Source organism: Alteromonas lipotrueiana, from assembly GCF_019249245.1.
Taxonomy (GTDB): Bacteria; Pseudomonadota; Gammaproteobacteria; order Enterobacterales; family Alteromonadaceae; genus Alteromonas; species Alteromonas lipotrueiana.
Genome location: NZ_JAESDK010000014.1, coordinates 68188 through 84780, shown reverse-complemented (window position 1 = coordinate 84780; position 16593 = coordinate 68188). Strand labels below are relative to the sequence as shown.

At 47.2% G+C, this 16593-nt stretch carries 10 protein-coding genes; 7 read left to right on the top strand and 3 right to left on the bottom strand.

Annotated features, from left to right (window positions below; genetic code table 11):
• Window positions 1-349: 349 nt before the first annotated feature.
• The 7 genes from JK130_RS10720 (at window position 350) to JK130_RS10690 (ending at window position 11606) form a co-directional block, all read left to right on the top strand.
• Entirely contained in the window at window positions 350-3310 is a 2961-nt protein-coding gene (locus tag JK130_RS10720; RefSeq protein WP_218354321.1) for a TonB-dependent receptor, read from the top strand.
• A gap of 167 nt (window positions 3311-3477) precedes the next feature.
• Window positions 3478-5022 (top strand): tryptophan halogenase family protein, encoded by a 1545-nt coding sequence (locus JK130_RS10715; RefSeq protein WP_218354320.1) that lies wholly within the window; start codon window positions 3478-3480, stop codon window positions 5020-5022.
• A gap of 30 nt (window positions 5023-5052) precedes the next feature.
• Window positions 5053-5763, top strand: a complete 711-nt coding sequence (locus JK130_RS10710) for a SapC family protein (RefSeq protein ID WP_218354319.1) — start codon at window positions 5053-5055, stop codon at window positions 5761-5763.
• A gap of 1 nt (window position 5764) precedes the next feature.
• Window positions 5765-6769 (top strand): cupin-like domain-containing protein, encoded by a 1005-nt coding sequence (locus JK130_RS10705; protein ID WP_218354318.1) that lies wholly within the window; start codon window positions 5765-5767, stop codon window positions 6767-6769.
• 19 nt (window positions 6770-6788) lie between these two features.
• Window positions 6789-8267: a tryptophan halogenase family protein gene (locus JK130_RS10700; protein ID WP_218354317.1), complete on the top strand. Its 1479-nt coding sequence runs from the start codon at window positions 6789-6791 to the stop codon at window positions 8265-8267.
• Window positions 8268-8394: 127 nt separating this feature from the next.
• Entirely contained in the window at window positions 8395-9396 is a 1002-nt protein-coding gene (locus JK130_RS10695; RefSeq protein ID WP_246587762.1) for a LacI family DNA-binding transcriptional regulator, read from the top strand.
• Window positions 9397-9638: 242 nt separating this feature from the next.
• Entirely contained in the window at window positions 9639-11606 is a 1968-nt protein-coding gene (locus JK130_RS10690; RefSeq protein WP_218354310.1) for a BCCT family transporter, read from the top strand.
• Window positions 11607-12225: 619 nt separating this feature from the next.
• Here JK130_RS10690 and JK130_RS10685 read toward each other — a convergent pair.
• The 3 genes from JK130_RS10685 to JK130_RS10675 all read right to left on the bottom strand — a co-directional run bounded on the left by JK130_RS10685 (window position 12226) and on the right by JK130_RS10675 (window position 16460).
• Window positions 12226-13164, bottom strand: coding sequence for a transposase (locus JK130_RS10685; protein ID WP_218354308.1), 939 nt, complete (start codon window positions 13162-13164; stop codon window positions 12226-12228).
• A gap of 318 nt (window positions 13165-13482) precedes the next feature.
• Window positions 13483-14076 (bottom strand): single-stranded DNA-binding protein, encoded by a 594-nt coding sequence (locus JK130_RS10680; protein ID WP_218354307.1) that lies wholly within the window; start codon window positions 14074-14076, stop codon window positions 13483-13485.
• A gap of 275 nt (window positions 14077-14351) precedes the next feature.
• The gene (locus tag JK130_RS10675; RefSeq protein WP_218354305.1) at window positions 14352-16460 is read right to left on the bottom strand and encodes a TonB-dependent receptor; all 2109 of its coding nucleotides are present in this window, start codon (window positions 16458-16460) and stop codon (window positions 14352-14354) included.
• Between the last annotated feature and the right edge of the window lie 133 nt (window positions 16461-16593).

The window sequence follows — 16593 nt, the reverse complement described above, 5'->3', positions numbered from 1 at the left end:
GCACCAAAACGATATAATCGGCTGGTCTATTGATGAATAAATATAATATCATCAATGTGTTAGTTCAATTTTTAATCGATAGCGTCTTTTCGAATAAAGAATCGAACCAGGCGCGTCCCGCCATTAACAAGTTAAAAACACTTGCATTACAATTAACATCTTCGTAAAGTATTATGAAAGCGCTTACAGAGAAACCGTCTTAGTTTGCGTTTTTACAATTACGTTGCCGACACGAAGACTTACATCCGGGTTATTTGATCTATCGATTAAGAGCCTCATAGCATTTGCAGATAGCTATAAATGTAAGCGCTTCACATTGGCGATGTTATTCATAAGGCTGGGGAAACCAATGAAAACACACACATTCTCAAAAACACGTATTGCATCGTGTCTGTCATTAGTGATGGGCGCGGTCGCCTCTTACCCTGTACTGGCCCAAGAAACTGAAGAAAAAGAAATTCAGGCCGGCAACTTTGAGGTTATTGAAGTAAGCGGGATCCGCGAAAGTCTGACCAAATCGATGCTCACCAAAAAAGCAGCATCAGGCGTGGTCGATGCTATCTCTGCCGAAGACATCGGTAAATTTCCAGATACTAACCTGGCTGAGTCGCTGCAGCGGATTACCGGTGTAGCGATTGACCGTAATAACGGTGAAGGCAGTCGAATTACAGTACGTGGGTTTGGCCCCGACTATAATCTGGTGACTCTGAACGGTCGTCAGATGCCGGCGGCGAATATTGAAGCCACCAGTGCTTCATCTTCACGCTCTTATGATTTTGGAAACCTGGCCTCAGAAGGCGTGGCTGCGGTAGAAGTCTACAAAACCAGTCTGGCCAACCAGCCTACCGGTGGTATCGGTTCTACGGTGAACCTGGTAACAGCAAAACCATTAAGTAACCCCGGCAAAAAAGCCAGTGTTGGCTTAAAAGGCGTCATCGACAACTCGACCGAAACCGGCAATGACATCACTCCGGAAGTTTCGGGTATCTACAGCCAGACATTCAATGATGACAAGTTTGGTGTGCAGATTATCGGTTCTTATCAGGAGCGCGACAGCGGCTCTTCTCAGGCTGAAACCGGCAATGGCTGGTACACCATCAAAGGTGATGGTGGCGACTGGGGATCATTGCCACGCGATGGCAGTTTTACCGGATTGCCGGGTGAAAATGACCTGTATGCAGTACCCCGTAACCTGGCGTATAACTTCAATGAAGTTCGCCGCACCCGCACTAATGGTCAGCTGACCTTACAATATCGTCCTGTGGATGATGTGACAGCCACCCTGGATTACACCTATTCAGAGCTGGAAACCCAAACCATGCGTCAGCAACTGTCGACCTGGTTTAATGGCGTACCGGCGTATGGTGCGTATACCGAAGGTACTAACGAGCCAGGCTCGGTAATTGGTCCGATCATTTATGCCGACAATACCTGTTGCGATGTAGGCCTGGGTACCAGCGATTACACTACCATTAATGAAAACAAATCACTGGGCGCCAACATTGAGTGGATTGCTACCGATAATCTGACTTTAGAGTTGGATTTTCACACCTCTACTGCTGAAGCCGGGCCTGAAAATGACCTGGGCAGTAACAATGTGGTCAGTGCAGTTCAGTTTGAACGCGCTCAAACCGAAGTGGATTATTCACAAGACTTCCCAGTCATGGACATCCGTTTCGCCGATGGCGTCACCGGCTTAGACCCGGCACTAATGAGCACCTCGGGCAGCTCGTTTCGTAACAGCTTTATGAAATCGGAAATTGACCAACTGCAATTTCGCGGTAATTACTATTTAGATGAAGGTATTATCACCAGCATCGACTTTGGTTTATCGGGCATCGAAGTGAAAAACCGCTCTGCCTACTCGGTGGCGCAACGTGATACCTGGGGCGGGTATGGTACAGCTGAAGATTATCCGGATGATATTTTCCTGCAACAGGATCTTCCCGGTCGCTTTGATGACACCTTAGGCAGTAATGCCGCCGAACTGGAACCATTTTATTATGCCTCCAGCATGGGCGATTTAATCAGTGCGATATCGTCTATTGCCGCTGCTAATGGCGAGACCATCAGTCCGTGTGGCACGGTGCTGTGCGCGCCTTCTACTTACGATACCGATCGCCGGGTAACAGAAAAACAGTGGGCGGTTTATGCCCAGGCTAATATGCAGTTTGATATTGGTGATATGCCGGCCTGGTTGTCTGTAGGCGTGCGTTATGAAGACACCACGGTAGATTCTGAAGCCAAAGTACCGCAGATAGATTATCTGCGCTGGTCTGGTGCTAATGAATTCAGCATTGTTCAGGTTGATGGTGCTTCACAATTCACATCGCTGGATGGTGGCTATAGTCATTTCCTTCCTTCGGTCGACTTTAAGTTAGAGCTAATGGAAGACTGGTTTATTCGCTCATCGTACAGCCAAACCATTACCCGTCCTGGATATGCTGACCTGCAAGGCGGTTTGACGGTCGATCTGGGTGCACGCTTTAACGGCGGTACCGGTAACGCTGGCAACCCGAATCTGGAGCCGTTTGAGTCAACCAACATCGATATTTCGACCGAATACTACTACGGCGAAGGCAGTTATGTATCGATTGGTTACTTTGATAAGAAAGTAGACAACTTTATTGGTACCGATACGTACACCGATACCCTGTTTGATATCGCCACCCCTGTGGGTGGGCCACGTTACAATGAAGCGGTCGCGGCTGTGGGCGAAGATGCTGCCGCGGTGCGCCAGTACTTCTTTGATCAGGGCTATACCAACGCCGCTGGTGAAATTGTTGGTATCGACGGCGAAGATCCACTGTTACCTATTACAATTAACCAACCGGTTAACTCTGATACTAGCCGCTCTGTAGATGGTATGGAGTTTGCGGTACAACATTTATTTGGTGACAGCGGCTTTGGCACTGTAGTGAACTACACCATGGTCGACGGCGATGTTGAATATGATAATTACAGCACCGACACCCAGTTCGTACTGTTGGGACTAAGTGATACCGCCAATGCTGTATTGTTCTATGAAATGGATGCCTGGGAAGTGCGTGCGGCCTGGAACTGGCGTGACAAATTTTTGGCTGCAACCGTTGACGGTAACGGCAACCAAAATCCAACCTATGTTGAAGCTTACGACCAGTTTGACGTGAATGTTCGCTACCAGGTGAATGAACAGCTTGAAGTATTTGTGGAAGGTATCAATATTACCGGCGAATACCAGCGTGCTCATGCGCGTCACCCCAACATGGTGGTGAACCTTACCGACCAGGAAGCGCGTTATAATATCGGCTTGCGTTACAATTTCTGGTAGGCTGTTAAACGGACTGACCTCCTTCGATACCGTGTGGCGATCTTTGGCCGCACGGTATCTATTCTGGCAAAATCATTTTAAACAAACGGCTGCCTATTAGCGGCGGTTTGTTTAAGATTGTTTTTCTTTTCTTGGCGCTTGCCAAGAGCTTTGACAAGGCAAATGTGGTGCACGAAAACTCCCCGGCAATACAATCTGTAGTCATTATGGGCGGCGGTGCGGCCGGTTGGTTGACTGCCGCCATACTTGCCTCCTCAGCCGCGGTTAAAGCGCGTAATGTGAAGATTACCTTAATTGAATCGCCCGATGTGGGTATTTTGGGGGTGGGTGAAGGCACCTGGCCGACCATGCGCGACACACTGCGAAAAATTGGTCTCGATGAAGCCACGGTGATTCGTCAGTGCGATGCATCCTTTAAGCAAGGCACCTGCTTTAACCAGTGGCACCATACCGGCACCGATGACACGTATTACCATCCTTTCGAGCTACCGGCCGGAATGTTCGACACCGACCCTATGGCGTGGTGGGCAGCACACCGTTCAAATAGTTCGTTTGCCGAATTGTTTACCGCGCACCCACAGCTAAGCCAGGCAGCAAAGGCACCAAAACAACCACAAACCCCAGACTATGCAGCGGTGGCTAACTATGGCTATCATCTGGACGCGCACAAATTTGCTAACCTGTTAAAACAGCATTGTCAGCAATATTTGGGCGTACAACTTATTAGCATGCATGTTACCGATATTATCAGTAACGAGTCAGGTGATATTCACTCACTGGCCAACGAGGCTCAGACGGTGCCTGGTGATTTATTTGTTGATTGCAGCGGTTTTTCGGCGCAGCTGATTGGTCAGCACTATCAAATATCCTTGCAAGACCAGGCCTCGGTATTACCTAATGACAGTGCGCTGGCGATACAAGCCCGATATGTAAGTAATGAAACCCCTATCGCCTCCAACACGCACTCTACAGCCCATGCCAATGGCTGGTTGTGGGATATTGCACTGCCCCACCGTAAAGGTGTGGGCTGTGTTTATAGTAGCCAGTATTGTGATGAGGCCACCGCCAGAGCCACCTTGCTGGATTATCTTGAGCGCGATACCACTACCGCCCCGGTAGATGAAGCCGACATCCGAAAATTATCTTTTACCCCAGGCTACCGTAAGACCCCGTGGGTAAAAAACTGTATCGCTATTGGGGGCTCGGCGGGTTTTTTAGAACCCTTAGAAGCTTCTGCGCTGGTCATGATAGAGTTGGCCGCAAGCAAGCTGGCGGCGCAACTGCCGGCCTGTCGAAACAACCTGGCGCCTCTGGCTCGCCAGTACAATCAGTCAATGGTGGCAAAGTGGCAGCGTATTGTCGACTTTCTGAAGCTACATTATGTATTAAGCGATCGTCGCGATAGCGCCTACTGGCGTGCGGTAAGTAACACCAGCAGTGCATCTGAGCAGTTAAATGACTGGTTGTGCTTGTGGCAGCATCGAACACCCAACCTGCATGACTTTTGTTATCAGGATGAAATTTTTCCACTGGCCAGCTACTGGTTTATCCTGTGTGGCATGAACTTTGTGCCGCAAAGCCCTGGTAATCCAGATGAGCAGGCCCAGACGTGGGTACAAAAAAATCGCCAGCGTAGCCGCCAGTTGCTGGCCGGTCTGCCCGGTAACCGACAGCTTATTGAACACATTATTAAACAAAATAATCAGGGTTGAGACTCAGGTCTGCAGTCCCGGGGAGTAACAATGGCGAATCATGTATTACTAAATAATGTTGAACACAAAAACCTGAAAATTCAGCCCGAGCTGGTGACTCAACCCTATCAGCAGGCCATGTGTATTCCGGTGTATCCTGCCGAAGCCCGATTGGCCCAGGCCCATTATCCGTTGCTGTTTGCTCGCAATGAACAAGGCGCCTTCCAGCTGGTGGCTCTGACCGGTGTAAAGCAGGGTGAAAATGTATTTATTAAAGCAGGCCAGTGGGATGCCCCTTACCGGCCGCTGGTCGTCGAAAAAGGCCCGTTTTTAATTGGCCGTAACGCACCTGACAGCGAACAACTGTCGATTCATGTAGACATGGATCATCCATGTGTGAGCGAAGAACATGGCGAACCGGTATTCTTATCCCATGGAGGCAATACCGACTATATCGATCATATCGGTAATATTTTGAGCACGTTACATGAAAATCAGCCCAAACATCAGTTGCTGGTCGATCTGTGCGACGAGCTGCAGCTGATTGAATCCATGGTACTGGATATTGAGCACCCGGGACAAAGTCCCCACCGGTTATCCGGCTTTTTCACGATTAATGAAGAAGCCCTGGCGGCCTTAGGGGGCGAACAACTTAACTTACTGCACGAACAAGGCCTGCTGGAAATTGTGTATATGTTGCTGGCATCACAGGCACAAATTAACACCCTGATGCACCGCCGCGCCGACCGTCGAGAAACCTGATATGAGCCAGCCGGTTGTGCGTGAAGGCTGCCCCGCCGCCAACGATTTATTATCGGCATTACGGGCCTGGGATAGCCCAAGAGTGTTACCGGGGTTGGTGCGCCACTGGCCGGTGGTTCAGGCCGCGAATACCAGTAATCAGGCATTGGTCACCTATTTAAAACAATTTGACGCCAGCAAGCAGGTGGATTGTATGCACCTGCCCTTTGCCGAAGACGGCAGAATGTTTTACAACCGCACCATGACCGGCTTTAATTTTTCCCGCCATAGGGCGCCGTTTACCCAGGTGCTGGATGAACTGTTACAGCGTGCTGAGCAGACTCATCCCGACTCGTTGTATATCGGCTCCACCAGCGTAGAGTCCTGCCTGCCCGGCTTTTTGCAGCATAATAGTCTGCCCCTCACCGAAGCCGAACCTTTGGCCACGTTATGGATCGGCAATAAAAGCCGTATTGCAGCCCATTACGATGTTCCGGACAACATTATTTGTGTGACCGCCGGCAAGCGTAAAGTTACACTTTTTGCCCCCGAACAAGTGAAAAATCTGTATATCGGGCCGCTGCACCTGACGCCGGCCGGTCAGGCAATCAGTATGGTCGATTTTACCGCACCTGACTTGCAGCGGTTTCCACGTTTTCAGCATGCGCTGGACAACGCCTACACGGTAGAGTTAAACCCCGGCGATGCGTTATATATCCCCTCGATGTGGTGGCATCATATTGAGGGAATCGAAGCGGTGAATATGCTGGTTAATTTTTGGTGGCGAGATGTCCCGGCCTTTATCGGTCGCAGCGAAAATACGCTGTATCATGCGCTTCTCACCCTGGCCCAGTTACCCGCTCACGAGCGCAAGGCCTGGCAGGCGCTGTTTGATCATTATGTGTTCAATCCCGAACCTGACCAATATCACTATATTGAAAAGCACGCCCGGGGGCCTTTAGGTACGCTTGACGAAGCTACCATTCGGCAATTTAAAGCCTGGCTGGTCAATCATTTAAAGCATTAACATTCCAGAGACACAGATTATGGCTAAAACAGACAAGATACCGCGAATTGTGATTGCCGGAGGTGGCACGGCAGGCTGGATGGCAGCGGCAGCTTTCACCCGGGTTCTGGGTAAAAAGGTTGATGTAACCTTGATTGAAAGCTCGCAGATTGGGACTGTTGGCGTGGGTGAGGCCACCATTCCTACCCTGGTGTTTTTTCATAAGCTGTTGAAAGTCAGCGAACAGGAATTTATGCGGGCCACGAATGCCACGTTTAAGCTGGGCATTAATTTTGAAAACTGGAAACAACGCGATCACAGCTACCTGCATGCTTTTGGTGTCACCGGTAAAGATTGCTGGGCCGCCGGGTTTCAACACTTCTGGTTGCGGGGGTTGCAAGAAGGTCTGAGCACCGACTTTGGCGACTACTGCTTAGAACGCCAGGCCGCTGAAGCACACCGGTTTGCCCACCTGCCTAATAACGGGCTTAATTATGCTTATCACATCGATGCCGCCAGTTATGCCAAATTTTTACGCAAGCTGGCTGAAAAAGAAGGGCTGCGTCGTATTGATGCCAAAATTAATTCGGTCAGGCTGCGCCCGGAAGATGGTCATATTGAGCAGCTGATTTTAGATGATGGTCAGCACATTGACGGCGACATGTTTATCGACTGCACGGGTTTTCAGGGTTTGCTGATTGAAAAAGCCATGCACACCGGTTACGAGGATTGGTCGCACTGGTTACCCTGTGACAGCGCCGTGGCCGTACAAACTGAAGCCACCCAGGAACCGCTGCCGTATACCCGCTGTATTGCTCACGATGCTGGCTGGCAATGGCGAATCCCGCTGCAGCATCGGGTGGGCAATGGCATGGTATTTTGTAGCCAGTATGTCAGTGATGATGCCATGAAGCAGACCTTGTTGAACAAGGTTGAGGGTAAGGTGCTAAACGACCCCAAGGTGATCCATTTTCGGACCGGACGGCGACGCAAACAATGGAACCGAAACTGTCTGGCGCTGGGATTAGCCAGCGGGTTTCTGGAACCACTGGAGTCCACCAGCATCCATCTTATTCAGCAAGGTATTGTACGCTTTTTGCGAATGTTCCCGGTAAATGGTGACATTATCGAGCAAGACGTGGTCGAATATAATCGTCAGGCCGATTTTGATATTGAACATATTCGCGACTTCATTATTTTGCATTATCATGTTACCGAGCGCACTGATACCCCATTTTGGCGCCATTGTCGTCAGATGGATGTGCCAGACAGCTTAAGGCATCGTATCGACTTGTTCACCGAAACTGGTAGAGTGTTTCGCGAGGGCAGTGAGTTATTTGATGACTCATGGCAGCAGGTGATGATTGGCCAGGGTTTAATGCCAAAGCGGTACCATCCACTGGTCGATACTATGAGTAAAGCCGAGTTAGAAACGTTGCTGAACCAAATTAAACAGCAGATCGAGCGTACGGTCGACAAATTGCCTGGGCATCAGCAGTATCTGAATCGTTTTTTGTAATTAATTGTAAAGGCCGGCGTATAGTAGCCTTCAGGGCAGTGACGAACCGGTCAGGCAGTGCAATAAGGAACTTGTTGTCCCTACCTTATACCCAATCTATTGGACATAAGGTAGGGACATCCACATTATGATGGTAACAATTAAACAGGTAAGTGAGCTGGCCGGAGTTTCATCGGCAACAGTCTCCCGAGTTATCAACAATACTGACACCGTAAAACAAAAGACCCGAGAACTTGTGCTTAACGCCATGACAGAGCTTGGCTACCGGCACAACACTATTGCAGCATCACTGGCTTCTAATAAAACAAATACGGTAGGCCTGGTTGTTCCTGAACTACATGGATCGTTTTTCGGCTCTATGATGAGTGGTGCAGAGCAGGTGCTCAGAAAAGCAAATAAGCATATGTTCGTTGTCGCCGGACACAGTGATGACACCATGGAACGCAACGAGATTGACGCATTGCTTAGTCGACGGTGCGATGCGCTGATTTTACATGTCGAAGCGGTAAGTGATGAATATTTAATCACTCTAGCCAAGCAGAATATCCCACTGGTCGTAGTCAGCCGGTTTATAGATGCCATTGGTGATAAATGCATTAGCCTGGATAATCATGTTGGGGGGTATCTTGCTACCCGACATTTGCTGGATTTAGGCCATCGGTCCATCGCCTGTATTACGGGTGCCTTATTTAAAGCCGACGGGGTCAATCGTTTAGCCGGCCACAAATCTGCGTTGCAAGAAGCTGGACTCAGACCTGACGAACGCATAATTGAAGAAGGTAACTTTCAGGCTGATTCTGGTGAAAGGTGTATGGAAGCTATTTTAGCTCAGCAAGTTCCCTTTTCTGCCGTGGTGTGCGGTAACGATGAAATGGCTACCGGGGCGATTAATGTTTTACGAAGCCATGGCTTACGGGTGCCTGAAGATATATCTGTAGTGGGCTATGACAATATCGATTATGCCAGCTACCTCACCCCTAAACTCACCACCATCGATTACCCTATCAAAGACATTGGCCAGATGGCCGCTCGCTGGATTGTAAATCAGGCCTATGGCGATGGCACACAATCTCTTACTCCAGTATTAACACCAAAGTTGATAGAACGCGGTACCACCCGCTCAATTTGACCCCGTTGAGGCGTGAGAGAGTTTACTACTTACTGCAGATTGACATTATGCGTAAGAAAATATTGTATTAAAACGCTCCCTTTTGATACTTAATTCGTAGGAATGTTCAGTCTGTCTTAGAACCAATTTGTACATATGCGATCAGGACCGCTATTTTAGCAACGGGTATTGAGCCCAGGGTCGTATTTGCGCTGTATAGTCGTTCCAGGCAATTAAACTTTAATAACAATTACGGGGTTCGTATGCAGGAAAAAAATCCGCGAGGAAAACTCAACCCGCCGGTGTTTTATACCGCAACCGCTTTAGTTTCAATAATAGTTTTCTTTTCTTCTTTTTTTCCCAAAAGAGCAGAAGAGTTTTTCAATGGTCTGCAGGCCACTATTGTTACTAATGGCAGTTGGTTTTATGTACTTACCGTAGGTATTATCTTAATTACTGTTGTTTACCTTGGGCTTTCAAGATACGGCGAAATAAAGCTCGGGCCCGATCACTCTACTCCCGACTATAGCTACATCACCTGGTTTGCTATGCTCTTTTCTGCAGGTATGGGTATTGGTTTGATGTTCTTTGGGGTCGCTGAGCCGGTAATGCACTTTATGAATCCCCCTCTGGGCGATGCAGAAACGGTTAGTGCTGCGCGCGAAGCCATGAAACTTACCTTCTTCCATTGGGGCCTGCATGCATGGGCCATTTACGCCATTGTGGCGCTCATCCTGGCGTTTTTCAGCTATCGGCACGGTTTGCCTCTGACATTGCGCTCAGCCTTATACCCAATGATAGGCGATAAAATTTATGGCCCGATTGGTCATGCGGTGGATATTTTTGCTGTTATCGGAACGGTATTTGGTGTAGCTACGTCGCTAGGCTATGGCGTGATGCAGGTCAACTCTGGCCTTAATTACTTATTCGAGATTCCGGTAGGTATAACTACCCAGGTATTGCTGATTGTGGGGGTCACACTGCTGGCAGTTATCTCAGTAACTACCGGTTTAGACAAAGGCATTCGCAGATTATCTGAGCTCAATATGGGGCTGGCGGTACTGCTGCTTTTGATTATCTTAATTGTAGGCCCGACGGTTTATTTACTTCAGGCCTTTGTGCAAAATACCGGGGCTTACGTATCAGATCTGGTTAGTATTACCTTCAATTTATTTGCCTATGAAAAGACCGACTGGCAGGGCGGCTGGACCATTTTGTACTGGGGCTGGTGGATGTCGTGGGCTCCTTTTGTAGGTCTGTTTATTGCCCGTGTTTCGCGCGGAAGAACCATTCGTGAATTTGCTATGGGCGTATTGTTTATTCCAAGTGGTTTTACCCTATTATGGATGACAGTTTTTGGTAACTCAGCCATAGATTTGATTATCAATCAGGGTCAAACCGCATTGGCTGAGGCCGTTTCTAACGATGTGGCCATATCATTATTTGCATTCTTAGAGAACTTCCCGTTTGCTACTGCTTTATCGTTTATCGGTACGCTGATGGTTATTGTATTCTTTGTTACCTCATCTGATTCGGGCTCTATGGTTGTTGATATGCTGTGTTCAAACGGAAACGACAACACGCCTGTTTGGCAACGTATATTCTGGGCCAGTGTAGAAGGTATAGTCGCCGCCGTGTTATTGGTAGCCGGGGGCTTAGGAGCTCTACAAACCATGACTATTGCTAGTGCATTACCCTTCGCGGTCGTGCTACTTGTGGCGACTTACGGACTTCTGAAAGCATTGAAAGTCGATATTGTGAAACGGGACAGTTTGCTTTTAAATGTCAGCCCGGTGGTTATCGGACACAGTGATAATGCTACCTGGGAAAATCGTCTGGCCAGTATTTTAGATTATCCCAACAAGAAAAATGTAAATAACTTTATCGACTCAGTGGTTAAAAGTGCTATGCGTCGGGTTGTGCAACAACTTAAAGAACATAACGTCGATGCGAACATTGAAGAAATCCAGAACGGCAGGGTAATCTTCACTATCGAATTCGAAGATAATTTCGACTTCCATTATGAAGTGCGTCGTTTCTCTTATGACCGCCCTGATCATGTAACTGAGGACGACGACGATGGCGCTGATGAACAGTACTATCGAGCAGAGGTACATTTACGCGAAGGCGGTCAGGATTACGATATTATGGGCTGGCCCGAAGAAGCCGTTATCAATGATATAGTTGAGCACTATCAAAAGCACCTACACTTTTTGCATTCATTACGCTGATTGCTCAGGCGTATCTTTGGTTTAAAGCCCTGCCTCTGTGCAGGGCTTTTTTATGAACTCTGCCTCCTGCCCCCTTTCAGGCTGAAGCTTTACGTAAAAACTTGTTCAACGAGACCAGTTGTTGTGACATGTTGTAAACTTGTTGGACACCCACACTGTGAACTTGTTGGACACCCACACTGTGAACTTGTTGGACACCCACATGAATAAACTTGTTGGACACCCACATGAAAGTTCAAGCCAAATTTGAAACCTAGATTGTTTGTTAACCAAAGAATTCTCGCATGTTTATAAATAGTGAAAGCCGGAGCTGTTGGACACCCACATGAAAGCCGGAGCTGTTGGACACCCACATGAAAGTTTAAGCCAAATTTGAAACCTAAATTGTTTGTTAACCAGAGAATTCTCGCATGTTTATAAATAGTGAAAATTAAGATATAGGTCATAGCGTTTGCGTAAGAAATGCCGGACTGATTCTATCTTCTATTGAGTATTTCGTGCACTAAGACAACGTATACGAACTTTGAGATTTAGCCGAAAGCGAGTATTTAGTGTAGCGGACGATGTTTTGCTAAGAAGTGAAGAATAAAAAATATTAGGGCGTATTTTAATAATTTTTTTAAGCTACTTTTTGTTTTTTTAGTTTTTGGTCTGCCTGAATTAGACTCACACGCGAGGTGAACCTGGTTTCGATATTTTTGACTAGCCAGATCCAGTCTGTATTTGAAAGGCCTGTGTTTTCTGTTATGCGTAGGGAGCTTGTTATTCGTCCCCATTTTCGGGGCTGAAATTGTCGACCAGTTTGTTCGACTAACTCGATATAATCTTTAAGCAGAAAAGGCAGGCCGGTAAGCCTGTTATTTTGGGTAGAGCCTATAAAAGGACTAAGCTTACGCGGTTGTTTATTTTGCTTTGCAGCCTTCAACCGCTTTTGAATACTGGTATGCGCCGATTGCTTCGGTGATGTTGCCAGCCCCGCTCGTATAGGATTTAAATCAACATACACCATACACGCAGCCAGTGCGGTTTCATCCAACAGAGCCTGAGATTTAAACCGGCCTTCCCAAAAGCGACCGGTACACTCATCTTCTTTATTTGCCCGACGGGCAATGTACTCGTTCAATAGCCGCATAAACCAACTGATATCGTATAGTCGCTCTCGATAAACTGCGGCGGTGCTTTCTACAGCATTAATTTCAGCGCCAGACATTGTGCTTCTGTCTGTCGGATTCAGATAGCGGTTTGTTAAAATCGTGCCTTTATGAAGTCGATGCCACCGTTTTAATACCTGCTCGGTAGACCACTGTTGTGCCGCGGCTTTATTAACATGCAATACCACATGAGTATGATTGCTCATTACCGCAAATGCACAAATATCGATGCCAAACACAGATCCTAAGAACAACAAGCGGTCTTCCACCCATTGACGACGGTGCTCATAACTTTGGCCGCTGAACCTGTCTTTGCCACACAAAAATGCGCGCCGAACGCAGCGCGATACACAATGATAATAAGGCGTATCGGATAAAGAAATCAGGCTTTTTCTGGGTCTGGGCATAACAGGTAGTTCACGGGTTAAAAAGAATAATATAATGCCCTGATAGCGACCTGCTGGCTACTGTCCACAAAGACAGGTTGTGGGTGTCCAAAATGGAAGGTGGGTGTCTTAAATCTAAGGTGTGGGTGTCCTGCAGCAAAGAAAGTAAAGAATAGGTGTCATCGGTTGTTCTCGCGGCGCTGACAAATCTCTAAACTATCTGCGGTTCAAAGCAGGCTGGTACATTGAGTCTGACTGGGTACAAAAAACAAAAAGGGCCTGCAACAACAGACCCTTTATACTTTCATCACACCATTTCAATTTTATTATATTTTCTATCTAAAACGGTATGTCATCATCAAAATCAAAATCGGGTTCAGCCATTGGTGGTTTAGCTTGTCCGCCTTGCTGATTACCTTGCCCCTGACTTTGTGAGCGATTTTGTCCGCCCTGAGCCTGACCGCCGCTTTGGGGTGCATTTTGATTGTAACCCTGGTTTTGTGCTGGAGGCTGTTGATAGCCTCCTTGCTGCTGGCCGTAGTTGCCCTGATTATTCTGCGAACGCTGCTGTGAGCCACCGCCATTGCCGCCACCTGTATTGCCACCCAGCATTTGCATCTGATCAACAATAATTTCGGTCGTGTAACGGTCCTGACCTTGCTGGTCTTGCCATTTGCGTGTTTGAAGCTTACCTTCTACGTAAATTTGCGAACCTTTTTTCAGGTATTCACCAGCAACTTCAGCAAGCCGGCGATACATTGTCAACCGGTGCCATTCTGTGCGCTCCTGCATTTGACCTTGCTGGTCTTTCCAACTTTCACTGGTTGCCAGGCTAAGATTGGCTACGGCATTACCGTTAGGCATGTATCTAACTTCAGGGTCTGTACCAAGGTTTCCAACCAGGATCACCTTGTTTACGCCTCTACTTGCCATCGATATCTCCTGTTTATGTCTTTAGGGTTGCAAGCGTTACTGTTTGTGGTCCGTTGCAAATTCAAGCTCTGCACGGACTAACCGGCTGTTCCGATTTGCTTAAGCCAGCCATTATAACGAAAAATTACACTCTGTAGATGAAAATTGTTGAGCTCATTTTCAGCTTACTGATTTTAAAGCTTAATAAAAAGAAGGGAAGAAAACTGCTGGGCTATAGATCAGAAAAAATGTTGCCATAGCAGTCGTTCAAACTGCTATGGCATTTTACCGCATTATTAAAACTTGTATTGCATGCTAAGACGAGCGTTTACCGGCTCGCCAGTACCGATGTTGTTGGCATTATGCGCAGACGGAAAATATTCTTCGTCAAACACATTCTCAACATTCAACTGAACTTGCATTTTGTCACTGTAGTCATAATAAACCGCAGCATCTACACGCCAAAAGTCAGGCAATTCGACCTCGTTATTCAGCGTGGCATATTGTTCTGACTGATACAATACACCCAGGCCAAGACGCCAATCGTTGGTCAATGAGTACTGGTTCCACAGAGTGAATTTATGTTCTGGCAGTTGAGCTAAGTCCCGGTTAGCAATTTCGCCGTCCACTACGCGGCCAAGTTCTTCACCATCTAAGTTGCTGTAACCCGCGTTAATTTCCCACTGTTTGGTAATTTGACCCACCATTTGAATTTCAAAACCTGTGGTTTCAGTGCCAGTTAAAATAGAACGCTCTGGATTGTTCGGATCCTGGGTAACGCCATTTTCACGCTCAACTTCAAATACGGCAGCATTGACACTCAGTGCATTGCTGATGTTCCATTTTACGCCCAACTCACGGTTTTCAAACTCTTCTGCATCTAACGCCTGAGAGGTCAATGATAAAGACAAAAATTGGTCGCCTGAACGAGGTAAGAACGACTTACTGTAACTTGCGTATAATGAGATGTTTTCCATCGGCTTATAAATTAAGCCTAAACGTGGCGACATCTCAGTATCTGAGCTGCTTAATAAACCATTATTACCATCTTGACTGCCATTAGCAGCCTCAATTTTATCAGCAACATCAATATCGAAATTGTCATAACGTAAACCTGCGACAACCATCCATTGTTCGGTCAGCTCAACCTCATCCTGAACAAACAGAGAGGTGAAAGTAACTTCAGATGCACGGTCGCGAACCGGATCGGTCAGACTCATTTGTGGGATATCCAGCGGATTGCTGAACATAAAAGTAACCTGATCGTCCTGCGACTGGTCGAAAAACGCATCACGACGTGCGTTTTCTGTGTCCTGATCGCCATATTCTGCACCCATTAGTAAGGTGTGCGCTACACCGAAGCCGTCGAGCTGACCTACCAGGTTAACCTGCAACAATGTATTTTGGCGTGAGGTGGTATCTTTATAGCCGTCCAGGGTTACGGTGCCTGCGGTATCATCAAAATTGACCGGATACAGATTTTGGTACAACTTGTCATAATCGGCGTATTGCAAGGTTGCATTACTGGTCCAGCTGTTATTAATGCGATGTTCAACTCGCACTTTAGCAATATGGGCCTCTAAAGTGGTGTTATTAAAATCCGGTTTACCGAAGTAGGTATCCTGTGCATTCATAAGCGGCTCGCCATCTAACGAAGGTACGCCGCGATCCACAACCCGGTCATCATCAACATATTCGTAAGACGCACGTAATACAGTGTTGCTATCGACCTGCCAGCTATAGGTAGGATTAAGGGCAAAACGTTCGCCATCTTTAAAGTCGCGATGGTTATCAATGGTATCGAACACGCCGTTAAAGCGAAATGCCTGATTGTTTTCAAGTATTTTGTTGCTATCGATACTAATTGAGCCTGCTGAGAAAGTATCGATGCCAGCGCTTAGCGTTGTAAAATCTTCATCTAGTTCGGCCACTTTTGTAACACGGTTAACAACACCACCGCCGCCTCCGCGACCAAATAACAAGGCATTAGCACCGCGTAGTACTTCAACACGCTCTAAGTTATAAAGAGGACGAAAATACTGCACATCATCGCGTAAACCATCTACAAAAAAGTCGGCGGTTGTATTTTGGCCACGAATAGTAATTTGGTCGCGATGATCTTCTCCCAGCCCCACGCTGACGCCTGGCGTGTATTGCATAACATCTGCAACACTGAATAGTGCCTGCTCGTCAATTTGCTCTTCGCTGATAACTGATACCGACTGAGGTACATTGATAAGTAAGGTGGGTGTCTTAACTGCGTCTGCAACCTGTTGGCCGAAGAAGGCGCCACGAACAGTAATACGTTCCAGATCCGACTCTTTAGCTGTCGTCTCTGTTTGAGCGTGAGCAGTGCTCAGGGTCATGGCCAAGCCTACTGCGATGGATAATGTGTGCTTTTTCACTCAGTGTCCTCTCAAATTTCTATATGCGAATGATAAGAATTATTATTTGCGAAAGATAATAAACACTTTTATTGAGGAAGAAAAGACCCAAACCTAAATTAGAATAAGAATAATTATCATCTAGATGTGGAAC

Coding starts and splice junctions, on each gene's coding strand:
- JK130_RS10720 (WP_218354321.1), top strand. CDS start 350: ATGAAAACACACACATTCTCAAAAACACGTATTGCATCGTGTCTGTCA.
- JK130_RS10710 (WP_218354319.1), top strand. CDS start 5,053: ATGGCGAATCATGTATTACTAAATAATGTTGAACACAAAAACCTGAAA.
- JK130_RS10705 (WP_218354318.1), top strand. CDS start 5,765: ATGAGCCAGCCGGTTGTGCGTGAAGGCTGCCCCGCCGCCAACGATTTA.
- JK130_RS10700 (WP_218354317.1), top strand. CDS start 6,789: ATGGCTAAAACAGACAAGATACCGCGAATTGTGATTGCCGGAGGTGGC.
- JK130_RS10695 (WP_246587762.1), top strand. CDS start 8,395: ATGATGGTAACAATTAAACAGGTAAGTGAGCTGGCCGGAGTTTCATCG.
- JK130_RS10690 (WP_218354310.1), top strand. CDS start 9,639: ATGCAGGAAAAAAATCCGCGAGGAAAACTCAACCCGCCGGTGTTTTAT.
- JK130_RS10685 (WP_218354308.1), bottom strand. CDS start 13,164: ATGCCCAGACCCAGAAAAAGCCTGATTTCTTTATCCGATACGCCTTAT.
- JK130_RS10680 (WP_218354307.1), bottom strand. CDS start 14,076: ATGGCAAGTAGAGGCGTAAACAAGGTGATCCTGGTTGGAAACCTTGGT.